This is a genomic window from Nicoliella sp. ESL1113 (assembly GCF_058509245.1).
This window is the reverse complement of record NZ_CP196387.1, coordinates 1,239,293-1,265,560: the sequence shown is the minus strand read 5'-3', so window position 1 is coordinate 1,265,560 and position 26,268 is coordinate 1,239,293. Positions and strand designations below refer to the sequence as shown.

The 26,268-nt window shown below is 43.4% G+C and carries 10 protein-coding genes; 8 read left to right on the top strand and 2 right to left on the bottom strand.

Features of this window, described 5'->3' with window-relative positions:
• Positions 1-413 precede the first annotated feature (413 nt).
• Positions 414-1,571, top strand: a complete 1,158-nt coding sequence (locus ACSYTJ_RS05460) for a cation:proton antiporter (RefSeq protein WP_491719694.1) — start codon at positions 414-416, stop codon at positions 1,569-1,571.
• A 33-nt stretch (positions 1,572-1,604) separates the two neighbouring features.
• Here ACSYTJ_RS05460 and ACSYTJ_RS05455 read toward each other — a convergent pair whose 3' ends face one another.
• Positions 1,605-3,650 carry a KUP/HAK/KT family potassium transporter gene (locus ACSYTJ_RS05455; protein ID WP_491716591.1) on the bottom strand — a complete coding sequence of 682 codons (2,046 nt, stop codon included), beginning with the start codon at positions 3,648-3,650 and terminating at the stop codon, positions 1,605-1,607.
• A 134-nt stretch (positions 3,651-3,784) separates the two neighbouring features.
• Here ACSYTJ_RS05455 and ACSYTJ_RS05450 point away from each other — a divergent pair, with 134 nt between their 5' ends.
• From ACSYTJ_RS05450 to ACSYTJ_RS05440, 3 genes are all read left to right on the top strand, one after another.
• Positions 3,785-4,888, top strand: coding sequence for an SLC13 family permease (locus tag ACSYTJ_RS05450; RefSeq protein WP_491719693.1), 1,104 nt, complete (start codon positions 3,785-3,787; stop codon positions 4,886-4,888).
• A 66-nt stretch (positions 4,889-4,954) separates the two neighbouring features.
• Positions 4,955-5,740 (top strand): glucose-1-dehydrogenase, encoded by a 786-nt coding sequence (locus tag ACSYTJ_RS05445; protein WP_491717308.1) that lies wholly within the window; start codon positions 4,955-4,957, stop codon positions 5,738-5,740.
• A 133-nt stretch (positions 5,741-5,873) separates the two neighbouring features.
• Entirely contained in the window at positions 5,874-6,515 is a 642-nt protein-coding gene (locus ACSYTJ_RS05440; protein WP_491720135.1) for an HAD family hydrolase, read from the top strand.
• A gap of 35 nt (positions 6,516-6,550) precedes the next feature.
• Here the strand turns inward: ACSYTJ_RS05440 and ACSYTJ_RS05435 are convergent, their stop codons facing one another.
• Positions 6,551-7,882: an MFS transporter gene (locus ACSYTJ_RS05435; RefSeq protein WP_491719692.1), complete on the bottom strand. Its 1,332-nt coding sequence runs from the start codon at positions 7,880-7,882 to the stop codon at positions 6,551-6,553.
• Positions 7,883-8,047: 165 nt separating this feature from the next.
• Between ACSYTJ_RS05435 and ACSYTJ_RS05430 the strand changes: the two genes are divergently transcribed.
• The 4 genes from ACSYTJ_RS05430 (at position 8,048) to ACSYTJ_RS05415 (ending at position 26,097) form a co-directional block, all read left to right on the top strand.
• Complete coding sequence (locus ACSYTJ_RS05430) at positions 8,048-8,764, top strand: DUF1328 domain-containing protein (protein ID WP_491719691.1); 717 nt, start codon at positions 8,048-8,050, stop codon at positions 8,762-8,764.
• Between the two features lie 44 nt (positions 8,765-8,808).
• Complete coding sequence (locus tag ACSYTJ_RS05425; protein WP_491716586.1) at positions 8,809-9,042, top strand: hypothetical protein; 234 nt, start codon at positions 8,809-8,811, stop codon at positions 9,040-9,042.
• A gap of 104 nt (positions 9,043-9,146) precedes the next feature.
• Positions 9,147-9,668, top strand: a complete 522-nt coding sequence (locus ACSYTJ_RS05420; RefSeq protein ID WP_491720134.1) for an HdeD family acid-resistance protein — start codon at positions 9,147-9,149, stop codon at positions 9,666-9,668.
• Positions 9,669-9,987: 319 nt separating this feature from the next.
• Positions 9,988-26,097 (top strand): beta strand repeat-containing protein, encoded by a 16,110-nt coding sequence (locus tag ACSYTJ_RS05415; protein ID WP_491719690.1) that lies wholly within the window; start codon positions 9,988-9,990, stop codon positions 26,095-26,097.
• The last annotated feature ends 171 nt before the right edge of the window (positions 26,098-26,268 follow it).

Here is a 26,268-nt window from a genome sequence, read left to right as displayed (position 1 = left end):
GCTCTTCTTGCTTAAGGGGGCCTGATTTTTTAGTCAAAAAAAACAGCCATTTAAGTAGGCTGTTTTTTGGATATGTGTCTGATAAATTAGTAGGTGCGAAAGAGAAATAGATATACCAATCATCAGGGAATCGGAATTATGTATTATTTAATAAAATTAAAGTTCTTAACATAAACTTATTCTTTACAAAATATATATTAACAAATTGTCCCATAAATAGCAATGATAATAATGTAAAAATGGCTAATATTTTTTGATAATAAAAAAAGTTAATTTGACTTTCATAAAATTATCAAGATATAATTAATATAAATAAATATTAATTGGTTGGAGCGCACGCTTTCAAGAATTCTTCTGTTTTGGGTTGGCAGAATTCTTTAAAGCGGGCGTTTTTTGTTTTAGGAGGTTTTTTAATGGCGTTTTTATTCAATATAATTTTGATATTAGTTAGTGCTTTTGCAATGGGGAAAATTGCCGAATGGCTTAAAATCCCGATTGTAGTAGGACAATTGCTGGCAGGCTTAATTATCGGCCCTGGATTATTGAATTTGATTCACCTAAACGGATCGTTAAAAAATTTAGCCGATTTAGGAGTAATTATATTAATGTTTTTAGCAGGCTTAAATAGTGACGTTCAATTATTGAAAAAGTATCTTAAGCCTAGCTTAATTGTGGCATTGGTGGGTATTTTATTTCCAATGATAATTACAAGCATTTTTGGGATTTTAATTAGTTGGCCAACTAAGGATGCTTTGTTCTTAGGGGTTATTTTTAGTGCGACATCTGTCTCAATTACTGTTGAGGTGCTTCGCGAAATGCGTAAGCTGAATAGTCGTGAAGGAATCACGATTTTAGGGGCTGCTGTGGCAGATGATGTATTAACGGTGGTTCTACTCGGAATCACAGTAGCGTTCACTGGAGAGCGGTTAAGAGGGCAAATTACGGCTGGGATGAACAGTGGGTTAATAATTGGTCTTCAAATCCTGTTTTTTGTTGTGATTTTTATAATTGCAAAGTATTGCATTAAGCCGCTTTTAAAAATCTTTCAACGGATATCATTTCCATATGCTGTTTCAATCATGGCTTTAATAATTGGTTTATTATTCGCCGAAGGGGCGGAATTGATTGGTTTAAGCGCAATTACTGGCTCATTTTTTGCTGGTTTGATAATTGGACAACACCCCGTTAAAAGATTAGTTGATAATCAAATTAGTTCATTGGGGTATTTACTGTTGATACCGACGTTTTTTGTTAGCATTGGATTGGAAATGAAGTGGTCTGGAATTATTGATCAATGGGCCTTATTTATTGCCCTTACTTTTCTAGCAGTCATCACGAAGTTAATCGGAGCTGGGCTCGGGAGTCATTTAATGGGATTTAAGTGGTCGAGTAGTTTCGTGGTTGGTGCGGGGATGGTTTCACGTGGTGAGGTCGCGTTGATCATTGCGCAGATTGTATATGTAAATCATTTACTATCAGTTGATCAGTATTCTACGATTATCGGTGCGATAATTGCTTCGACCATTATTTCTCCATTTATTTTAAAACTGAGCTTTAAATTAATAAAATAGCCAAATAAAAAAGCCCTCAGCGAGGGCTTTTTATTAGTTCTTAGGATTTCTTGTTTCCCTGGAGTGAATTGGGTGGAGAATCCGTTTTTGAACTAGGTATTGATCATGTTGCATATTAAAGAATAGTGGTGAAATTTCTTGAACGGTATTGCTAAATTCCAATCCATACCAACTAACTGGAGAAGCAGTGATATTTTGTAGAAAAATCCGTCCTGAAATCAATTGTTTGTCCAATTGACTAACCTCTGTATTTAAGGCTAAATCAGATGGCCGTTCGTTGATCAAAATGAATTTGAAGTCCCCGACGGTCCGATTTTTAATCGTTGAGTAGTGTTGGACTTGCTTTTCGATAACCCCTTGTTCGATCAAGTTATTAACGATTTGGTGCAAGTAGACACTAACCGTTTGTGGTTTTCTGAACCCTAGATAGAGCTGCACGTCAACCACGTTATCAGTGTCTAATAGGTCAACAGTGTAGTTACTTTCGTATGGCGAACTAGTTTCGTTCACAGTCACGAACCAGTACACTTTAGCCCGCTTGGGTTCCTTATCCAAGATCGAGTACATGGTGTTTCGTTTGATTTGATAATCTTTTTTAATTTTAGTCATGTAAACTAAATTAGAGGTGAAGTAAGGAATTGAGCTATCCTTACTGAGGGCGCTTAACTGATGCTTATAGTCTTCAAGTGAAACGTATTCACTTTCTCTTTCATAGTGGTCACGCCGCTTGTTACCAAAGAACCAGATGATCATTACATATAGGATTCCCATCATGATGAAGAAGGTAACGTAACCACCCTTAACGAACTTAACTAGACTTGCTAGGAAGAAGATCGATTCGATGATTGCAAAGAACGATGCAATGCTATATGCGAGGACCCGATTCATGTGACTAGACAAGAACTCAAACAACAAGATGGTCGTCGATAGCATCGTGATCGTAATTGCTAGACCATAGGCAGCTTCCATTTTTTCAGAACTACCGAAGAACCAAACGACAAAGAGCGTGATTCCACATAAGATCCAGTTAATAGTGGAAATGTAGATCTGACTTCTCACGTTACTAGGGTGTTTGATGATAAAACGGGGGAGGAAACGCAACCCAATGGCTTCATCGACTAACGTGTATGATCCAGTGATCAACGCTTGCGAAGCAATGATCGCAGCTAACGTAGCGATGATGATCGCAAATGGACGCACTTCGCTAGATAACATTGAATAAAATGGGTTGATACTGCCCATGGCACTGAATACGGGATCCTTAGCATGGGTAATGACCCACGCCCCTTGGCCAAAGTAGTTCAAAATCAATGATAAATAAACTAATGGCCAAGTAAAGTAGATGTTCTTCTTCCCAACGTGACCCATGTCTGAATAAAGTGCTTCAGCCCCGGTCGTAGCCAAGAAGATACTTCCTAAAATAAAGATTCCAGCCTTATTACCAGGACTGAAAAGGACTTCGAAAGCATAGTATGGATTTATGGCCTTAATAATTGCTGGGTATTGAGCCATGTTGACTAATCCAGCGACAGCTAGGAACCCAAACCACACAATCATGATGGGACCAAATGATTTACCGATCGTCCCGGTCCCGAACCGCTGAATCAAGAACAGCCCCAAGAGAACACAGGTGGTAATTACCAACACGTCTGATTGAGAATTGCTAAAATGTAGCCCAGCGATCGTTTGGTTTTTCAATCCTTCGATCGAAGAGGTAACGGTCACTGCAGGGGTCAACGTCCCATCCGCTAGCAGTGCGGCCCCACCAATTAAGGCGGGCCAAACTAACCATTTCGCTCTTTTTCTAACTAATGCATATAACGCAAATATTCCACCTTCGTGGTTATTATCGGCGCGCATCGTAATAATTACGTATTTAACGGTGGTGATAATCATTAAAGTCCAGAATATCAATGAAATGGCTCCAATGATATAATCAGGTGTGGCATCAGCCATCTTTCCCTGGTCACCAATAATCGCATTCATTACATAAAGTGGCGATGTACCTATATCACCATAAACAATTCCGATGGCGATTAAAGTTCCCGCCAACGTCAGTTTATTTAAGTTAGCCTTCATGACTAAGCCTCCATAAAATTTGGTTATTTAGCTCTAAATCAGTTAAAATAATTAACTGATTATGAACAAGCTTTTTTAAAGAATATGAAAAGATTATCACTAATCGGTGATTTTTGAAAGGAAAATTTATACTTTTGTTTATTCAATTAAAGAAAATTTTTACTGATAAGCTCTTAATTATTTCTTTTGGAGTCTTATTAGTTGTTAACATCCTTGGTAGGATTAGGTTTGCTGATATTGATTGGGGCACAATTGGGACGCTATTTTCATTAATGTTAGTGATTCAGTTGTTAAACGAATTAAATCTTTTAATTAACGTTAGCGATCGGTTAATTAAAATTGTTAAAAATAGTCGCCAATTTGCCCAATTAATGATTTTGATTGCATTTTGTGGTGCAATGATAATGACTAATGACGTAGCAATCATCTCGATTTTACCACTATATTTATTTACCGCTCAAAAATACGATCTGCCAATTATTGTTCCGGCGGTATTGATTACCGTGGCCGCAAATTTAGGCAGCGTTTTAACACCGTTCGGGAATCCCCAAAATTTATTTTTATTTAATTACTATCAGCTGCCTGCCAGTATTTTTTTTGCAATTACAGTTCCAATCGTGTTGATGAGTCTGGTTGTTTTGATGTTAGGGACCCTTTTGATAACAAAAACACCGTTTCAAAATCAAGTGGCTGTTTCTAAGGTCGGAAATCGGAGGGCTTTATTTTCTACTTTGGGGTTAGCAATCGTCGTGTTAGCAGCAGTTTTTAATTTGGTGCCAATCCCGTTAGCCGTAGGATTATCAATTTTAGTAACGTTGTTAATTGATAAACGGCAACTTTGGCGGGTCGATTATTCCTTATTACTGACCTTTGCTTGCTTCTTTTTAATTTCTGGAATTTTAAGTCGCAATCAATTTATTAACACGAGTTTGGATTGGCTGATGCACAGCACCACAAGCACTTATCTGACCGCAATTGGTGCTAGTCAATTCATTAGTAATGTTCCTGCAGCTGTACTATTAGCCCACTTTACACATAATGGACAAGCCTTGCTATTAGGGACCAATGTTGGTGGATTAGGAACGTTAGTAGCTTCATTGGCTAACCTATTAGCATTGAAACAAGTGGTCGCATTCGATAAAACGATTGCATTGCGCTTTATTAAGGTATTTACGATTATTAACGTCATTTTGTTGATTATTATCGGAATTATCGGTTGGACAATGCTTATAATTTGATATTGTTATTTTTGATGTGAGATAATGAATAAAATAATATCCTTAATCGAAGGGGTCGTGAACAAAATGTACGATGATTTAAAAGGAAAAGTTGCTGTAATTACTGGTGGTTCTAAAGGAATCGGTAAGGCAATTGCAAAGAGACTTGCTAAGGAACACATGAAGTTAGTTGTGAACTACAATTCCGATGCTAAGGGTGCTGAAGACACTGTTGAATTGATCAAGAAAAACGGTGGGGATGCAGTTGCGGTTCAAGCTAACGTTGCTACTGAAGAAGATGTGCAAAAAATGTTAGATGCCGCCATTGATAATTTTGGTGGATTAGACTTATGGATCAATAATGCTGGACTTGAAAACAAGGCCCATACGCATGAAATGTCACTTAAGGACTGGAACAAGGTCATCGGTGTTAATTTGACCGGAACTTTCTTAGGGGCTCGTGCAGCACTTAGATATTGGGTTGAAAACAATAAACCTGGTAACATCATTAACATGTCGTCAGTCCATGATCAAATTCCTTGGCCTACTTTTTCACACTATGCTGCTTCCAAGGGTGGGGTGAAGATGTTCACTGAAACGATTGCTTTGGAATACGCAAAAAGTGGCATTCGGGTAAATGCGATTGCTCCTGGAGCGATTAATACACCAATCAATGCTGAAAAGTTTGCTGATCCTGAACAATTGGATGCCACTAAGCAATTAGTGCCAATGGATCGAATTGGAAAGCCAGAAGAAGTTTCTGCTACCGCTGCTTGGTTAGCATCTACAGAATCCGGTTATGTTACTGGTGATACCATCTACGTTGATGGTGGGATGACACTATACCCTGATTTTGAAAGTGGCAAGGGTTAAAATAATTTAATTACCCGAAATGATATTAAGGGAGTCGCACGTGGTTGCGGCTCCTTTGTTTTTGGTGATTGATATTGCTATAATATGATTGCGTTTGAGCTTTACTAATCGCTGAAGGAAAGTAGTGAAAAAAATGCAGAACTATATTTTTGACTTTGATTTAACATTAATTGATTCTGGGCGGGTGAACGTTCTCTCCACTCAATCTGCTTTTGATAAAATGGGATTTCCAAAACCGACTGCTGAGGCAGTTAGTTACTATACGGGAATTCCGATTGAAAAATCATTTCCCAAGATGGCACCAGAAAACATTAGTCGTCCTGAATTACAAAAATTAATGAATGTATTTGTAAAAGAGTATGAAAAACTAGAGCCTGGAAATTTAAAATTATTCCCAGGAATTAAAGAAACGCTCGCGAAGTTAAGTTCAGAAGGAAAACAACTATTCGTTGCCACTAGTAACCGCAGCGAAGTCGTTATTAGAAACACAAAGGCGCTTGGTATTTATGATTATTTCACCGAGATTGTCGGATTCGATATGGTCGAACATGCCAAGCCAGCGCCTGATACGGTGCTTAAAATCGTTGCTGATCATAATCTAGATAAGAATGAAACGATAATGATCGGTGATGCAACTTTTGATCTTGAAATGGGTAAAAACGCTGGTGTCCATACTGCTGGGGTCGTCTGGGGTGCGCATGATGTTAAAGCACTTGAGATGGTACACCCAGATTACTTATTAGAACGGGTTCCAGAACTATTGGATATTAAATAAGCTTGGCAACGGATTTTCCGTGGCCAAGCTTTTTATTAGATTGCGTTATTACCGATGTTCTTTGGAATGAGTAGTGTTTCGATGAATGGATAAATCATTAATGCAGCGAGGAATATAAATCCGAAGTGATAAGCATTGCTACTACTAGTGATAGTTGCAACCATGCTGACGACCACCGTTATCAATGAGACCCCGAGCCCTTGTGATAATGTTTGGGTTACCGCATTCAAAGTATTTGCACTGGTGCGATCCTTAAAACTGATATCAGCAAACGACAGGGCGTTATATGCAGTCAAGGCCAGTGAGCGTCCCACCCCGTTGATAAATCCTAAAATCATTACTAATCCGGCGGGTGAGCTGACTTGTACGAATGCAAATCCAAATGATGAAATTAAGATGATCATTACGGCCGTTAAGATTGCAGGGCGAAAGTGAATTGTTTTAACGAACTGATTAGCAAAAGTTTTAGCAACAATGTTGCCTAAAAAGATAAAAATCACGTAAAATGATGCCTTGATTGGTGAGTAATGAAGAATTGTCTGCAGGTAAATCGTTAATAGATATGGCATTGATCCTATCGAGACCCATAGAAATGATCCACCAGTTTGAAAGATGCGAAACGACGTTACTTGTAATGACTTGATGGAAAATAGTGGATGGTTAGAATGAACTAGGTGCAAACCTGCAATAACGGTAATTACAATTCCAATTAAAACCAGAATGCCAGCGAATCCCCATTCACTTTGCCCGTGGGTAGCAATTTCAGCTCCAATTAAAATTAATCCTGAGGCAATTGCAATTTCAATAAATCCTAATAAATCGAATTGCGCTTCTGGATGGGTTTCATTGTGGGGAATTAATTTGATTCCAAATAAAATGCTAATTAAGCCAATTGGAATGTTGATCAAAAAGATCCATCGCCACGATAAATAATTAACGATCAATCCACCAATTACTGGTGCGATTGATGGTGCGATCAATGCTGGCCAGACTAAGTAGGTAGTGATTTCTAGTAGTTTATCAGCAGGGGCTTTTTGAAGAACGATCAATCGGGAAGTTGGAACCATTAGCGATGCTGCTACTCCCTGGCAAAAACGACTGATTAAAACAAATGTAAATCCAGGAGCAATTGCATTTGTAAATGAACTAACGGTGAATAATAGTACCGCAACTAGCCAAGCGGTTTTTTGACCGTAGCGATTTGCAATCCAACCACTTAACGGAATAAAAATTGCCATTGTAATTAGATATACACTAACCACTAGTGAAATCGTAGCTGAACTAACTGCTAGATTCTTACTCATTTTAGGAAGGGCAGTTGTAACGATTGTCGAATCCATAATTTGCATGAATAAGCTAGAGGCCATTAATAATGCTAATTTTCGATTAATGATGAAAGCCTTCTTTCCTATATTTATAACTTATTCATGATAACACTAAAGAATATTATAAGGGTAGGAAACAATGGTAATATTATTATTTGATAGTGTGTTAAAATTACTATAGTTAATTAACAAAAGGAGAATTTAAAAATGAACGCTGTTTTTAAAATTTTATTGGTTATATTTTTAGTGTTATTTGTAATTACACTATTAATCGCTTTAATTCAAGGAATTAGAATTAAGAATAAGTCTAGTAAAACCTGGGGACTATTCGCATTGGTAATGGCAATTTTTTCAGTGGGGAGTTTTTGGGGGGTCAGCGCCTCTAACCATTCTAATTCAAATGAATCACAGGCTATTAATAATAGTTCTAGTGCAAAGAATGATAGTTCCAACTCGTCAGGATCGACTAGTAGTTCAGCGAATGATTCAAGTAAAAGCGATTCTCAAAAAAAGGCATCTGAATCTTCGAGCGTAAGCCAAATGAAGCAGAATCAAAGTGAGAAAAATTTTGAATCACGTGACAGACGTAATCGTGATATGGCAAACCGTCGGCAAGAACAGATGCTTGCTAAACGCGGTACTGATAAAAAGGGTTATGAAAAACAGATTAGCGGGGTTCCAGACCAATCATCACACGTAGTTGAAAAAGTGACTTACGATGGTAATGATAAAACGGTGGTTACGATTTCTAGTGACCTAACCATGGGGAATCGACGTGAAAACCAACACAATGCCTTTACCGTTTGGAGTGGGATAAAACGGATTGCATACTTACATCATGTGAAAACTAATGTTATTATTAAAGACCATAAGGGTAAAGAGATTGCAAATACTAGTAATAATCGGTTTAATTATTTAGAATAATAATGATATAATCAGTTCATAACTACTATTGAGAGGTGTTATAAATGAGTCGAGAAGTAATTGAATTATTTAAGGACTACTATGTAAAGAATGAAGAATTGATGAATAACTTTGAAGATCACGGAGATGTTGCCGATTTAAATAAGGCAATGAATGAATTGAATCAAAAATTTGTTGACGAATACTTTGTTAAGACTGGTGACCGTGTTGAACCAGATAAGATTGCTGATTTAATCGCAAATACAATTGCTAAAGATGATGACGATTCAGCTAAATAGGATTAGAATAAGCATGGCTAATTTAGCGGTGCTTTTTGTTTTTAAATGCTAATTGTTACTTAAAATGATAGACTATTAGATGATAATAATTTTAATTGAAAGAAGTGACTTTAATGTTTGGAGAAAGAAGACGATTCAATCCATTCTCATTGTTGGTTGGGATTTTATCGATTATTTTAGCATTGATTGTTATTAAGAATCCCCTTAGTTCAACCTTTTCATTGATTTATATGATTGCGATTTTATTAATCATAGATGGCTTTTCCCGCTGGAGTGATATTAAATCAATTCGCACTTATAATAAAACATGGTTATATGTTGGAGCTGGTTATGATATCTTTTTAGGAATCGTAATGTTCTTCGCTCCTTGGGTAGGAGTGGTTTTGATCTGGTTCTTATTTGCCGTATCGGTTATTTTTAATTCTGGATTGGAGCTTTGGCTCAATCAAAATGCGTTTGAGAGCCGCGACGGTGGTTATTGGTTTAACGTCATTTTAGGTGGATTAGGGGTCATTGCAGGAGTTATCATTCTTTTCAATCCTTATTTAGCAATATCTGTACTTTTATTTACGATTTCATTTTTCCTAATGTTTTACGGAGTGATCAAAATCATTCGTTCTGTCTAGTTAGATCAATTTGAAACCTGTATCAGGGCCTTTTAAGGCTGGTCTGGTATTTCTGACTAATGGAAAATAATGAGTGATATTACAGATAATCATGATCATGTTCATCAATAGACAGTAGCTTGGAAATGGATAGCCAAGCTGCTGCCTATTTTTTAAACTACTATTATAAATTTTCGCTAAAATAATTGATTTTATACTTAGTAAAATATAGTATTGATAGTGGATATAGTCTCGGGGAAAAAGCAAAATTACGGAATACTTAAATTAAAAAAGTTACATATTTAGTGAAAAATATGATCATGATTGGGGTGTCCTTATTATGTTTGGGAAAACAAATAAATTTAAAAAATTAAAAGAGAAAAAATTACTTAGAAAAGTAAAAAAACAATGGGTAGTAGTTTCGATTGCATTCTTTGGAATGGTAGGAGCTAACGCTGTTAGTTCTAAGCAAATCGAAGTTAAGGCCGATTCTAATGTCAGCAGTCAGGCACTTACATCCAGTGCGAATACCGATAGTAGTGGTAGTGCTAATGCTGCTTCTTCATCAGGGAGCAGTAATAATGCTTCCGCTGCCAATAGCAGTAGTGCTAATTCTGCTTCTTCAGCTGGTAGTAGTAATAACGCTTCCGATGTCAATAGCAATAGTGCTAATTTATCAACGAACGTTAGTGATACGCTTGACCAATCCGACTTAGATTACAAGTCTGGTGACGATAATGGATCAGGAGGCAACGACAGTACCACGTCTAGTGCCATTGCATCTGCAAGTGCTTCCGTTGCAGCATCACAAAAATCAGCAGTGCAATCAATTTCTGATAACATTAGTAAAGTTTCTGAAGCAATCTCCACAGCTAGTTCTTCAGCTACGGTAGCAATGAGTAGTGCTCAAAGTATGAACAGTAGCTTTGCCACCCAAAATACAACGAATAGTCAAACTGCTGATAGCCTCAGTAAGAAATTAAGTTCAATTACTAGTGATCAACAGGTCTTGAGTAGTTTAGCTGCTTTAGACTCTAACAATGCTAGTTTAACGAGTGCATTTAGTTCGTTAAATGCGGCTTCTTCTGCTGCGCAAACTGAAATGCAAAATATTAATGCAATTGTTACGCAGTTATCCAGCTCTGCTGATTCTGCTAGTTCTATTCAAACCATAATGGGGTCTAATTCAACAGCCATTGGAAGTGCTTCTTCAGTGGCTAGTCAACAATCATCAGTAGTAAGTAGTATTGCTTCTGGTTCGATTTCTGCGACCCAGGTCAGCTCGGCCCAAAGTGCCAGTTCAGTGGTACAAACGGCAAGTAGCCAGGCTAGCGTTGCTGAGGGCTCGTTTAACTCGCTTAATACTCAGTTATCTGTGATTAACGATAGTTTTAATGCCTCTTTATCAGTATTATCTAGTAACCAAAGCCAATTAGAAACCAACGTAAGCGTTTCTAATAGTCTGGCTAGTACTGCGATTGTCAATGAATCATCAATTGTTAATAGTATCGCTTCAAATGCTGTGAGTTCTGCTAATGCTGCGGTTTCATCAATTGCTAGTTACGCTCAGTTAGCAAGTGCCGCTAATCAATCTATCATTGCTAGTAGCACTGCAACTGCTGCATTAGTAAGTGCAGCCACTAACTCGTTATCCAGCACGAGTAGCGCCTTAGCTTCATTAAGTTCACTAGCAAGTAGCAATCCTAATAATAGCGATGTTGCTAGTTCGCTTGCGGCTGCTAATAGTGCATACCAAGCGGCTAGTAGTGCGTTGGGGGATGCTATTACTAACTCTAGTTCTTCGACTAAGTATGCAAATGGAATTGTAAGTATTAAAAACGACATTGACCAATTTTTATCACAAGCAACTGCCAATGCTGCGTCTGCCAGTGCTGCCAGCGTCGCCGTTGCTAGTGCAGCTAATGCGAACGACTTTAAGACCGCCTTTAGTAATGCCAGTAGTGCGGTTAGCGCAGCTTCGTCAGCAAATACCGCTGCTAATAGTGCAAGTCAGTATAATTCATTGGTAAGTGGTGCGACCCAATCATATGCAATTTATGATAACGCCGTTCAATCAAGTACGGCTTACATTGGCTCCCAATCTAGTACCGTCAGTGCTGATTTAATGAGTGCTAATGACAATGTCAACCAAAGCAATTCTGCAGCAATGGACTCAGTCACAAGTAATAACAATAGTTCAATTGCTAGTATGAGTGCATCAAATAGTGCCGCCAATAGTAATAGTGTTGCCACTGGTAGTTTTGTCAGCAACATCGGTTCTTATTCATCAGCTGCCATCGTTAACGGCACTGATCTATCAAATGCAGGTAGCCTTGTTAATAGCTTGAATTTTTACAACTTTCAAAATTCAGCAGTTTCGAGTGCCTCATCAGCCATTTTTTCAATGGCAACCCAGGTTTCCAATGCTGATTTTGACTTAAATCAAAACCAAAGTACTGCTAATAGTGCCAATACAGTGGTTGCTAGCAATGCGGCTTCTGCTAATTCAGCTGCGAGCCTAGCTCAATCATATTCTGCCAATGTAGCTAGTTTGAGTGCGTTCATTAACTCGGTCACGGCTAACCATGGTCCAGCTTCACAAACGGCTTCTGCCGTTTCAGCTGCTGCCTCCTATGCCGCCAGTGCAAGTTCTGCTGCGTCCGTTGCGAATTCGTTTGCTGCAATCGTCAGTTCCGCTGAATCGGTTGCTAGTGGTGCTAATTCGACTGCGAGTGCTGATCAGTCTAACATTGCCAGTTTGGCACAGTCAGCTAGTGTGGCAGCTTCACTAGCAAGTAGCGTGATCAGATCTGATACCGATAGTGCTAGTAGCGTGGCTGCTAACGCCAGCAATAGTGCATCCAGTGCTAATTCAGTCGCTAATAGTGCCCTCAGTGGCGCTCAATCCGCCCAAAGTTCCGCTAATAATGGAATTAGTGCGGTTTCTTCAGTGACGCAAAGTACTGGTTCGCTTGCTAGTACCGTCAATTCGATTAATAACACGGTTACCCTAAACAGCTTTAATAATTCAGCCAACAAGGTCATTAATAGTAATGCTTCCGTTGCAAATTCTGCAAATTCAGCTGCGAGTGCTGCCAATGTTGCTGGACTTAGTGCTAGTAGCAACGCCCAGTTCCAAAGTAGCCAAGTTACGATTAACATCTCGGCTGCCTCTTCTGCAGCCTCCCTTGCGAATTCATATACAGCAATGGTTAATAGTTACCAAAGCCAAACTGAAACTGAGTCGGTCGCCCAAAACAGTGCTCTGGCATCTTCTTATGCCGCTAGTGCATCACAAATGGCCATTTTAGCTAGTTCTGCAACCGTTAGTGCGCAAAGTTTCTCCAATGCGGCTAACCAAGCGGCTAGCAAAATCAGCAACTACCTATCAATTGCAAATAGTGCTAATTCAGTTGCTAGTTCTGCATTATCCACCATTAATACTGCCAGTGCTAACATTACCAGTGAAATTAGTTCAGTTGCTGCTGCACAATCCACGGCCAATGCGATTACTGGGAGCTCAGGTAGTCTAGCTGCCAATGCGGGGAATAATAATTACTGGATCGGTAAGAACTCCAGTGGGACTAATTCCAACTCATCAAATGATGCCATTGCTTCTGATATCGCTTCTTCAAATGCCGTTGTTGCTTCCAGTGGGGTTGATAAGGCAACTTGGGCTAGTAGCATTAATCCTGATAATGCTGACATTAGAAGTGATGTGAGCGTTGCCTCCAGTGCTAACCAAAAGGCTTCAGAGGCTAACAGCATCATCGGAAGTGTTCATAACTATGCCAATCAGGCCAGTGCCGATGCTACTTCATACTCAAACCAAGCAACGACTTTATTTAGTGACATTAATAGTTATAATGCGATTGCCTATTCAGCTTCAGCCACAGCAATGAGTCTCGCAAGCATGGGTGAAAATAGCAGTGCTAACCAATACATTGCATCTGCTAGTGCAGCTCTTTCTTCGGTAAGCTCTTATGCAGCAATTCTTAGCAGTGCTAATTCTGCGGTTTCATCTGCTAGTTCAGCACTTGAGAGCTTGAATGCAACCATCAGTAGTTACTCTGCAGTTGCTAATGATTCTCGGAATCTTTCCAGTTCCGCCGCCAGTGATGCACTAAGTCGGGTAGCATCACTAGCTGGTTCTTCCGGTGGTTTTGGTGATCGGGGGAGTATCGTTGCTTCCAATGCTGCCAGTCAAGCCATTGCCAATAGTGCCGTTGCCATCTCGGCTGCCAACAAGACCGGTTGGGACAGTAGCACCATTGGGGATAACATTAATATTAATATGAGCAGTAATGCGGTCTTAATTAGTAGTGCTAATTCCGTGGCGATTGCTCAGTCATCGTTATATCCAGATAATAGTAAAATTGCGGCAGAAGTGTCTGCGAATAGCGTCATCCTCTCTAGTGCCCAGTCGTATGCTACTGCTGCAAACCAAGCTAGTAGCGATGCCGTCAGTGCTAAGTCTCAAGCTGAGTACTACAGAGATAGTGCAGTTAGTTATGCGGCCCTGACTAGTTCGGCTAATGCAAACGTTGCTAGGGATATTTCAATGTTTGAACAAGCCTCTAAAGCTAATGACAGTGAAGGAGTGCAAAAGTGGATCAATAGTACCTGGGATGATACCCATACAGCCGATAGTTATCAATCACTAACCAGTCTGGCGACTGATAGTGCACTTACTCAGCAAAGTATTGCTGATAGTGCCAGCAATGCGGTCCAAAGTTATGCTGATGCGATGGGTTCGCTGAAAAATGGGATTACCTACAATGCCAGTGTCGCAGTGGATGCTGGAGTTGCCGAATCCGCTTACCGCGTGGCTTCTGCTAATGCTAGCACGGCCAATACGGGGACGATTTCTGCTTCCAGTGCCACCGATGCCTCAAGTGCTGCTCAAAACGCACTAAGTTCTGCCAATTCAAATGCGATCGTTGCTTCCAATACTAAATATTCGGTTGATTCTGCAATTGCTGATATCAACAGTGCCGCTAATTCTGAAAGTGGGGTCTGGGGTAATCAAGTCAGCAGTGAAGCCTCTGCCGCAACTAGTTACTCCACTGTAGCTTCATCGAACGCATCGGCTGCCATGTCAGCTGCTAGCGATGCAAATAGCTACAACCTGTTAGCTAGTTCTGCTGCCGTTGCTGCTAAGAATGCCGAAGCTCTTTTAACCTACTACCGTAACGATGCCACTTCGAATGCATCCCAAGCTAGTACCGTCACTGGAATTAATGGTGGTGATCCAAACCCAGGATTGGCGCAAAGTAACGCTACTAATACGTCCAACGATGCCAGTGTGGCAGTGGTTGAACGTTCAATTCTAGATAGTGCCAATTCAGCAGCAGCTAGTTATGCTGCTTTAGCCCAAACGGCTTCTAATTCCGCAAGTAGCTACACCAGCGTTGCAACTACTGCTAATTCCAATGCCATCGTTGAAGGGAATCGGGCGGTTACGAACCTATACTCATTACAGGCTTCTTCCAATGCCTCACAGGTTGCTGCTGCTTCAACTAGTGCCCAGGGAGTCGTTAAGTCCACTCAAGCCATTAGTTCTGCCGCAACTTCGACCGTTAACAGCTTAAGTGCCGTTTATGCCAGTGCTTCCGCTGCATTACAAAGTGCTCAGGATATTTACAACAACCAGGGTGGTAATAATGATCGGGGGAGCTCCTGGATCTCTAGTGCCGTTAGTCAGGCGAGCTCGGCAGCTTCGCTTGCTAGTTTAGCGCTGTCCAATGCCCAAGCCGCATCTAATAATGCAAGTATTGCATATGTGAGCGCTAATAGTACGGCGAGTGCAATCTCAATTCAAAACTCAACTGCGATCTCTGCTAATAGCGTTGCGCAAAGTGCGTCAGCCACATCTGATCGGAGTGCTGGGAGCTTCGCTGCTTCCGTTAACTTCGCTGCCTCTTCCGTCGCAGCCATGAACAGTAATGTTTCACGGATTGCTTTATCATCTGCGCAAAGTGATAGCAATCGGAATAGTTTAGCTGCTTCGACTGGGAATAGCATGGATTCGATTGCTGAATCGAACTACTCGGCAGCTTCTGAATTCCACCAAGCACACCAATCTGCTAATTCAGCTGCTACTTCTGCTAATACGGCCAGCAACGATGCAAAAACCACTTCCCAAGCTAACAGTGTGGCCGGCAGTATTAACAGTGCGGTCAATAGCTTGTCAACGGCGGGTAGCAATTCCGCTAGCGCCATTACCACGGCTTCAAATGGAGTCGATGCAAATGTCGCAACGTTCCAGAATTTAAACATTCATAACCACGTTGACTCTTCAGTTGCCGGCTGGAGTGATACGGTTAACTCTGCCGCATCCGTATTGAGTTCTGCAAGTTCTGCTGCAAGTTCTGCAACTGCTGCGCTTAGCAATGACAGCACTGGGGCTAGTACCCAGGCTAGCATCGCAAGTAGTGCTAATTCAGTTGCGAGTTTGAACGCCTCACTTGCTAATAGTTACTATAACTTGGCATCTTCATATGCAACGAATTTGAACGGCAGTCTATCTGGATCACAGGCATCTAGTTTTGCCAGTTCCGCTTATCTTCAAGCTTCAACGACTGCTTCGATTGCTAATTCTGAATCTGCCGTTGCAACCACTGCTTCAGCATCTGCTAATAGCTATTCGGTTGATGCTAATTCACAAGCAGTTGTCTTAAGTGTGGCTAATTCAAATGCCACCAACGCCTCCGTTGCTGCTAGTTCCGCCACTAGTTTTGCAGTGAGCTATGTTACTAGTGAAATGAGCAGCGCTTCTTCCACCGCTAGTTCAGCAAGTAGTACCGCTAGTTCTGCTAGTTCACAGGCTAGTGCGGCTAATTCTGGCGCCCAGAGTGATTCTGCAATTGTGCAAAATTACAACAGCGTTACCGCCTCCGCCAATTCAGGGCTTTCTAGTTCGACCAGTAGTGCGGGGAGTAGTCGGGATGACGCTAACTCAGTTGCTAGTTCCGCTAGTGCAATGAATTTTAATTACTATAACAATAGCGACCTAGTTAAGTATGTTTCTGCGGCTAATTCTAACTATAGTGATGCCAACAACAATAGTGGTATTGCTTCTTCAGCTACCATTACCGCAAGCACGGTCAACTCGCTTGCTAGTTCACATGCAATCAACGCTTCCAACGAAGCTTCCGAAGCAGCAGTGCAGGAGTCGATTGCCAATAGTTTATGGAGTGCTACTAATTCAGACAATAGCGATAATAGTAATGCCCCGAGTGCCATGAGTAATGCTGAAGCTGCTTCTAAAGCGGCTTTACTAGCCAGTTCCTACAACAGCGCTGCGCTATCCGATTCAGCGCTGGTAAGTGGGGAACGCGTGACCGCTTCGATTGCTAAGAGTACCGCAATTAGTGCTAGCAATGCTGCATCAGCTGCGGCCTCCCAGGCTAAAGTCAACGCCAGCATGGCATTGGCTAACCTGTATTCTCAAGAAGCGGGGACTCAGATTTCGAACACTAATTCTGATGTAGCAGATATTAGTGCAAATAATTCGCTTACTTCCAGTGCAGCTAGTTTAACTAGTGGCATGACTTATAACACCTCTATTAATAATGATAGTGCCAATAGTTACAATGGTGGTGCCCAGTACTGGTCTAGCACCTATCCTGACACCAGAGCTTCAGAAGCAGTCAAAAGCATCGCTGCATCTGCTGGTGGTGCGACTTGGGTAGCAGGGAGTGCAACCAGTGATGCGGAAAGTGCTAAGTCGATCGCTAATTCAGCGGCCGTTGTGGCTTCATCTGCCAATAGCGTTGCCCAGTCCCTGAGTGCGGATGCAGCTAGTGAGAGTGCGGCTGCCACGAGCGCATCGGCTAATGGAGATCCTAGCCTAGCTAGTTCCGTGGCCAGTGTGGCTTCCAGTACAGCTGTCCTAGCTTCATCGGCTTCGGTAGTGGCCGCTGCCCAGTCAGTAATTGCAAGCGAACAAGCCACTCGGGCTGGTCGAGATTGGTACTTTGCGGGATCTGCCAATTCATATACGCAGTCTGCATCCACTTTCATTAGCAACGCAATTGCGGCAAACAGCTATGCTGATAACGCCTCTAACGCTGCTAAGTCTGCAGATGCCGATAGTGCATCGGCTTCCGCTAACAACCAATCGGTAATCAATACGAACCCATCCATAACTAGTACCAGTTCCGCAATTGCTGATTCTACCGCTTCTGCCAACAGTTATAGTACGGCGGTTTCATCAATGGCTAGCTACGTGAATAGCCTGGCTAGCTACAACTCTGGACTGCCATCGTTTGGTTCGCAAATGGCCTCAATGAGTTCTGCTAGTTCTGCTGCTAGTTCTGCAAGTACGTTAATTAGCAGTATCAACAGTGCGGTCACTAGCGATATGAGTAGCTATTCTAGCGCCGTTACGGCAGCTAGTTCTGCTACCAATGCGGCTTCGATTGCCTCATCTAAAGCTGCTTCTTACGCTAGTGAAGCATCATTGTACGCTAATTCTTCAGTAGCGGTTAATGGCTCATCGGTTCCGTTCGTTGATCCTAGCTCAGCCTCCATTTTTGCTTCCGAGGCGAGCGCTCAGCTATCAATTGCCAGTGCTGCTAATTCCACGGCGGTCAGTGCGAACTCCACCGCGAGTGCCGTTAATAGCCAGTTGATTAGTTATCAAGCCGAGATTTCTTCGCAAAACTTCCAGCTCTCACAGGCAAATTCGATGGCTAGTCAAGCGGCATCGGCAGCATCCTCAATTGTGTCATCCACAATTGCTAGCGGTAGTTCGTTTACCAACAGTTTATCGAACGATGCAAAGGGGTATCAAATTACTTCAGCTAATGACGATCCAGCTGCGATGGCTTCTAGTGTTGTTAATTCCGTTTACCCAGCGGTTTCTAGCAACTCGAGCACCACTAGTTCAGCGCACAGTGAGACGGCTTCACTAGCCAGTGCGTATGCTAGCAATTCCACCATTGGGAGCCAATTATCAGCATTTGCTTCAAGCACTAGTGTTGATAATTCAATTGCTTCTAATGCATTTAGTGATGCTGGGGTCCAACTTTCCAGTGCTAACTCTGCTTATAATGCGGCATCCAATGCGGTTTCTGCAATCAACAATGATTCGGTTGCCCTTTCCAATGCCAATAGTGCGTTGGCTTCCGCTAGTGCTGAAATTGTGATCGCCCAATCAGAACACAACGGGCCATTGGCTAGCTCGGCTGCTTCAGCCGTTGTTGAGCAACAGTCGATTGCATCAAAGGCTGCGAGTGATTCATCGCTACAAGCATCGATTGCCAACCAGAACAATTCATTGGCTAAGTCTTATCAAAATAATGCATTGAACGACAGCACCACAGCTAGTGCTAAGGCTAACGATGCCGTGATCAACAACGCTCGGGCCAATGTTACCGTAGATTCATACAACACTAGCGTGGCCCACAGTGCGACGGTGGTTTCCTCAAGTTCCGCAAGTTCGAATGCGGTTGATACTGGGAACACGAAGGACAGTTTAGATTCCAGTTACACTACGGCAAGTGGGATTGCTCAATCTAATCAATCCATCTTTAGTCAAGCCAGTCAAGCAGCCGGGAGTTCCGCACCGCGGATCAGCAGCTACAATGCTAATCAACTATCCATTGCTGCTAGTGCTGCTGCTGAAAATAGCAACGCCATCGCGGATGCGACTCAACAAAGCGCTAGTGCTTCGACTGCTCTTAGCAATGCTAACGCAGCTTCGACTACCGCCAGCGTTGCGGAATCAACCGCTAGTGTGGCATCATCAAATGCTGCTGCTGCTTTAAGCGCTGCTAATTCACCATCGATCACTAGTGCGTCCGCAATTGCATTGAAGGAAAGTGCTAGTTCGTTGGCATCGGCTGCCCAATCTGCCCAAGCAACGGCATCTAGTGCTGCGAGTGCTGCGAGTGCGGCTTTTGATAGTGCCAAGGCGGCTTCAATGGCAGTTAATACCGATAAGCAAAAGATTTCAGATGCTAACGTGACGCTTATCAGCGCCAACGCTGCCATTAGCAACGCCATCATTGCCAATAGCTATGCCGATGATGCTTCCACTACGGCATCGACCGCTAATTCAAACGTAGCCCAAGCACAATCTGATTCAAGTGCTATTAGCACGAACTCAGCAACTGCCAGTGGTGATTCTGATAGCATCAGAAACGCTTCTGCTGCGGTCCAGAGTCAATCTGCATCGGTTTCAAATGCAGTGTCAGTAATAGCAACTTTAAACTCTAATAATAGTAGTTATTCTGACGTTTCTAGTGCCGCAAGTGCAGTAAGTAGCGCTAATTCCGCCTACAGTAAGGATGTCAGCACTGCTAGTTCAGCTGCTAGCTTAGCCAATTCTATTACGGCTCAGATTGCACAGCTTTCCGCTTCAACTACCTCGAACGTTACCAGTGCGGAATCATTCAATAGCAGTGTCCAATCTGCTGCAACCTCTGCATCCACTGCCGCAGCCCAGAGTGGTGATTCTAACGCTGCTTCGACTGCCAACAATAACACCATTTCTCCAGCCAGTGGGGTAAGTGATCAAGCTAGTTCCGCTAGTGCCCACGCTTCCGCTGTACAATCCTTGACGGACCAGTTAGCATCCGCAAACTCAGCCGTCCAAACGGCCATGACCGATGCTAGCCAACAAGCTTCTAAAGCTAGCTCCGCTGCTAGCTTTGCCGCTAGTTACGTGAGTTCCGTTGTTTCATCAGCTAGTTCGACGGCCAGTGCTGCCAGTCATTCTGCAGCATCCAGCGCCACTAGTGCTGATTCAGATGCGAATGGTGCCAACACGGATGCAAATAGCACCAGTGACGCCCAAGTTTCGGCATCATCATCAGCTAGTTTAGCATCGAGTCGGGCTTCAAATGCAGTTGCCACGAACAGCCACGCTCAAACCATTTCGGCTGGCAGTAATTCTGAAATTGCCAGTGCAAAGGCAAGTGCTTCTTCATACGCTTCTGATGCAGTCTCAAAGACCGCTGAAGCTAGTTCCGCAGCAAGTAACGCAGTCAACTTTGTAAGCAGTGCTAATAGTAACGCTGCGGCTGCAAGTACTGCTGCTTCCCAAGCTGCATATGAGGCTTCGCTAGCCAGTTCGTATTTGAACAACACGAACAGCGCGGTTGCAGATAAAAGCGACGGGCCAACGGCTCAAAGTAACGCTAGTTTAGCATCAACAGCAGCGGTATCCGCTAGCTCATTTGCTTCGCTAGCTAGTTCATATTCCACTGCTGCAAGCGATAATCTCAAATCGGCCAATAGTCTATCCTCATTAGCCAGTTCCGATGCACAGATCACGAGTGCCGATGCTGACGGGGCAACGATTGCTTCAGCCCATGCTGCAACGACTTCGAATTCAGTTGCGATTAGCCAAGCCAGTTCAGATGCTGCTAATAGTTCTGCGGCTGCTAATCAAGCTGCTAGTTCAGTTAACTCGGTCGTCTCAGCATCGAACAATAGTTTTGTTTCGACCCAGGCTTCAACCGTTAGTTCAGCTAACAGTACGATTGCCTCAATCACTTCATCAATCAACTCAGCGCAAAGTGCGATTGCTTCTGCAAAGTCCGTCACTAGTGGAGCGACGAACAGTAATCCTGCAGATGCAAGTACCGCTAGTGCTGCTCAACAACAAACTGCCAGTCTAACCTCTTTGGTATATAGCATGGCAGCTTCCATTTCAAGTGCTGCTGCGACTGCAAGTTCAGCCGCCAGTGCCACTGTTTCTTACAACGATTCCGATGCTAGTCAGCGGGCCAGCGTTGCTACTAGTGCTGCTGATAGTAATGCCAGTGTCGCCAGCGCTGCTAACAGTACCGCTAGTGCTGATGTTTCATCGAATATATCATCGAGTGCATTCGTTTCATCTGCAACTAACAATACCGCCACCGTGGCGAGTGAGACTGCGATTACCGCAAGCAATGATCCTAGCAATGCCGTGGTTTCTAAGGCTGCAGCAGACGCTAGCTCAGCTGCCGCTACTAACCAATCGTTATCGAGCCAGGTTACGATTCAATCTAGTGCTGCGGTAAGTGCTGCTGGAACGCTTAGTGCTGCCAACCAGGCCATGGGAAGTTATGCAAGTCAAGCAGCTAGTGAAAGTGCCGCTGCTTCATCAGCATCTACCGCTGGAAATGTTTCAGCAGCGGTTAGTGCTGCCTCTGCGGCCGAATCATATGCTAGCCAAGCTAGTTCTGAATCGGCAATTGTTTCGAGTGCCTCAACTGCTGCTAGTTCTGCATCATCTGCAATTTCATCGTTCACCGCGTTGATTCAATCAGCTAGTTCGGTTGCCGATAGTGCGAGTGCAGCGGTGGCTAGTTCGGTGGCTTCTTCTGCAGGCTCTATTATTTCAAATGCTACGGTTTCAGTGAACAGCTATTCAGCTGCCCAAGCCGATGACCGTTCCGCATCCGTTGCTAGTGTGGCCACTAGTTCATTGCGCTCCACTACTAGTTCTAGTGCATCTGTTGCATCATCAGCCAATGCCGATACGCAGACGGTGGCTAGTCAATATTCAAATGCACCAATCAGTAGTGCGTTATCATCCCTTAATAGCACCACTAGCAACGATAACGCGAGTGCTTCCAGTGCGCTTTCCAATGCAGTTACCCAGGATTCATTAGCATCGAGTGCCTTTGCAACTGCATCGAGTGCCGTTATTGCAACTAGCTCAGCTGCAGTGGTCGTGTCTTCTGCACGTTCCACGGTCGCATCTGCTTCCGCTGCGGTATCCAATGCTATTGCTAACAGTAAGGCTCCAAACATCACGTCATTGATCAGTGTGATAGTTGCTGCCGAAAGTCAAGCGGCTTCAGCTGTTAATGCTGCTTCAGTAGCTAGTAGCCAAGCGGTTGTTGCCACTTCCACTGCCCAACAGGCACAAAGCAATGCCACTGATGATTCACTAGCAGCTAGTTCGCTAGCCAACGATGCCGTTATCAACAATGATCGTGCCCATATTGTGGTTAATTCATACCATGCTAGCGTTGCTAATAGTGGAACTGATAGCAGCACTTCATTAGTTAACTCAAGCACCAGTGTTGCCCATAGTTTTAACAGCGGGGTTAATTCATTATCAACCGCTAATTCGAGCGTTTCAGTAACTAATTCATCAACTAACAGCGCTGCTGATAGCCAAGCAGGTAGCTACGTTGACACTAGAGTTGGTAGCTACAATTCAGTTCAGAGCTCTGTTGCTAGCGTTGCATTTTTAAATGCTACTAATGCTACGTCCGTATTGAACAGTGCTAGTTCAGATGCTAGTTCTGCTCAATCCGCTGCTGATAGTGCCTCTTTGGAAGCCAGTCATCAAGCATCGATTGCTAGTTCTGCCTCCGCACAAGCCAGCGCAGACCTCAGCAGCGCCAATTCAGCTGGGGTTACTAGTGCTGAAACGGCATCGCTGCGCAGTAATGCTAATTCAATGGCATCAATTGCTGCTGCTGCCAGCACCGCTGCTGCTACTCAAGCCGATAATGCATCGATTGCTGCAGCTAAGGCTAGTTCAGCCAGCTTAGTTGCCGTTTCCGCTGCTAGCGTGGTCAACAGTGCTAATGCCACCGTTAAAAGTGCCAGTGTTGCCATCAGCAATGCGGCAGTAGCTAATAGTGATGCCGATTCCGCTGATGCTGTTGCTAGCTCAGCTAGTGATAATGCTAAATCCGCTGGGATTGCTAGTATTATTATCGGATCAACGTCCAGCGTTGCTAGCTCGACTGCTGATCAGATCAATAATTCTTCAACGGCTATCAATAGCCAATCACCAGCTTTGAGTAGTGCTGATTCATTGGTCAACAGTCTCAACAACTTCAATAGCACCTACATCAGTAGTCAAATGAGCGCGATGAGTAGTGCCAAAGCAGCGTTCAGTAATGCTAGTTCGGTCGCTAGTTCAGCCGTATCTGCAGCCAGTGGGATTGAAAGTCAAATTGCATCCCTTTCTGGCGTTGCGAGCCAAAATGCCGCCAGTGCTGCTGCTAATAGTAGTGCCGCCAAATCAGCTTATATTGCCGCATCTAGCTATGCATCAACGGCAGGGGATGCTAGTGGTGCTGCCAGTGAATTAAGCAGTGCTCAAACGGCATCCATTGCTGCATCAAATGAAAATGCAGCTGTCCAATCTGCCTCCGCTGCGATTACATCCCTCAAGGCTCAATTAGATAGCTTGAACGATTCAACGACTAGTGCTTCACAAATCGCGAGTGCGAACGTGACTGCTGCTTCGACTGCGGCCAGTGCGGCATCCAGTATCGTTGCTTCCGTGATTGCTAGTGCCGAAGCGGTTGCCAACAGTGCAAGCAGTCAGGCGGCGAGTGCTAATTCGATCGCAGCTCCTGCTGCCAGTGCTAATCCTTCGTATGCAATTGCTGCTAATGATAGTGCGGAATCGAATGCGGTAGTAACTTCATCTAAGGCGGTTGATGCGCAATCTGCTAATCAACATGCCCAAACGATTACCACCAGCGATTCTGCAATTGAGAGTGCTAAATCACAGGCATCATTAGATGCTTCTGATGCAGTTGTTAAGTCAGCCGATGTGATCATTGCTAAGAGTGATGCTAACAGCATTATGAGCGCCGCCAAGAGTGATGCCGCTGCTGCCAATAGTTATTCAAATGATGCATCGAACGACGCATCACTAGCTAATTCAGCATCATCTGCCGCTAGTTCAGCTGCGCAAGCAAGTAACGCACCGTTGGCTGTCGAACAGGCCAGCATTGCGGCGAGTGCCGCTTCCGCAGCCAGTGCTTCTGCCGCCAGCGCTTCTGCTCACTCCAGTGCGGTGCAATCCGAAAATGCATCTGCATCGAGTGCCGCTAGTCGGGCGCAAAGTGATGCCAATATCGCAAGCCAAGATGCAAACGACGCCCAAGTCCAATATGATCGTGCGAAGATCATTGCCGACTCAATTGCCATCAGTCAGGCTAGTGCTGCTGCTAGTGAAGCTGCCAGTGCAACTCAGTCAGCTAAATCTGCAGCAGATTCAGTTACTTCGGCTTCTAACAACAGCGTGGTATCCAGCTATGCAAGTGTTACTAGTTCTGCTAACAGTACGGTTGACTCCGCTTCTGCATTTATTAGTAGTGCTAATAATGCCATTAGTAGTGCCAAGAACGTTGTCAGCAGCGCCAGTGATGCTAGTGTTGCCAATAGTGCCCAGAGTGCAACTAATAACTTGAGCTCTGAGGTGGCCAGCGCTTCTACAGCTGCTTCAAATGCAGCATCAACTGCTAGTCAAGCCGCTAGTCAAGCCATTTCTTATAATGATAGTCTTGCTAGTGGACGGGCTAGTTCCGCTAATTCTAACGTTGATCACGATTCAGCGACCGCTAGTTCACATGCTAATGAGGCAAGTGCAGCTGTAATTACAAATAGTACGGCCATCAATACTGCTAGTTCTGAAATTAGCAATACTGATAAGATTGCTAGTGAAACGGCAGCTACTGCTAACATGGATGCAAGTAACTCAGCCATTACTAAGGCTGCTGCTGATGCTAGTTCAGCCGCTGCTTATAACCATTCATTGGCAAGCAACATGAACAGTAATGCAGAAATTGCTAAGAGTGCTGCAATCGTTCTTAGTTCTGCAAATCAAGCAATGAGTAGTTATGCTAAGCTCACTGCTAGTGCTAGTGCTGCAGCATCGTCAGCATCTGCTGCGCATGATGTTTCAAAAGCCGTTAGCGAGGCTTCGATTGCTGAATCAATTGCTAGTGAGGCAAGTAGTGAATCGATCGTTGTTTCTTCTGCTGCTTCAGTTGCTAGTTCCGCTTCAGCTGCAATTTCATCATTGGCTAAGCTAGTTAAATCAGCTAGTTCGGTTGCTGATAGCGCTAGCAGCACTGCTTCCAGTGCCTCAACTGCTGATTCACAGTCCGCATCAGCAAGTGCATCGGCCTCGGCAAGTGCGTCGGCATCAGCAAGTGCGTCCGCATCAGCAAGTGCATCGGCCTCGGCAAGTGCGTCGGCATCAGCAAGTGCGTCGGCCTCGGCAAGTGCATCAGCATCAGCGAGTGCATCAGCATCAGCAAGTGCGTCGGCCTCGGCAAGTGCATCTGCATCAGCGAGTGCATCTGCATCCGCACATTCATCCGCTGCAGCTAGCAACCATTCCGCGGCAAGTAGTGCTGCGAGTGGATCAAAACACAGTAGCCATGCTAGTCATGCTAGTCATAGCCATAGTCATGCTTCGAATGCGCACTCTTCAGCAAATAGTGCTGGAACCACTAACCATCATGGAAGTACTGCAATTGGGTCATCTAGACCTAATTCAAGTGGATATTATGAATCTAAACATGGATTACATGCTAGTCATGATTCCAACGTAGCTTCTAATAATAAGCAGGGTAAGTTACCACAAACTGGCGAAAGTCAAACAACGGTTCGTTATAGTTTGTTGGGAGCACTTGCATTAGGATTATCTGGATTCTTCTTCGCCGCATATAAGCGGAAGAGACGGAAATAATTAAAAGCCTTCAAAACTGATCAATTCGTTTTGAAGGCTTTTTAATTTGGGCTTAATTGTTCGATGATGGCTACTAAGGGCGGTCCATTGTACTAAGATCTTATTGTTAGGACGACTTTACAATCGAAATAATGCTAATTAAAAGGCGTCAATAATCACAATTGAGTAATT

What these genes read in the sequence shown, in the direction of transcription:
- ACSYTJ_RS05460 (WP_491719694.1), top strand. Translation starts at nt 414, where the DNA reads ATGGCGTTTTTATTCAATATAATTTTGATATTAGTTAGTGCTTTTGCA.
- ACSYTJ_RS05455 (WP_491716591.1), bottom strand. Translation starts at nt 3,650, where the DNA reads ATGAAGGCTAACTTAAATAAACTGACGTTGGCGGGAACTTTAATCGCC.
- ACSYTJ_RS05445 (WP_491717308.1), top strand. Translation starts at nt 4,955, where the DNA reads ATGTACGATGATTTAAAAGGAAAAGTTGCTGTAATTACTGGTGGTTCT.
- ACSYTJ_RS05440 (WP_491720135.1), top strand. Translation starts at nt 5,874, where the DNA reads ATGCAGAACTATATTTTTGACTTTGATTTAACATTAATTGATTCTGGG.
- ACSYTJ_RS05435 (WP_491719692.1), bottom strand. Translation starts at nt 7,882, where the DNA reads ATGGCCTCTAGCTTATTCATGCAAATTATGGATTCGACAATCGTTACA.
- ACSYTJ_RS05430 (WP_491719691.1), top strand. Translation starts at nt 8,048, where the DNA reads ATGAACGCTGTTTTTAAAATTTTATTGGTTATATTTTTAGTGTTATTT.
- ACSYTJ_RS05425 (WP_491716586.1), top strand. Translation starts at nt 8,809, where the DNA reads ATGAGTCGAGAAGTAATTGAATTATTTAAGGACTACTATGTAAAGAAT.
- ACSYTJ_RS05415 (WP_491719690.1), top strand. Translation starts at nt 9,988, where the DNA reads ATGTTTGGGAAAACAAATAAATTTAAAAAATTAAAAGAGAAAAAATTA.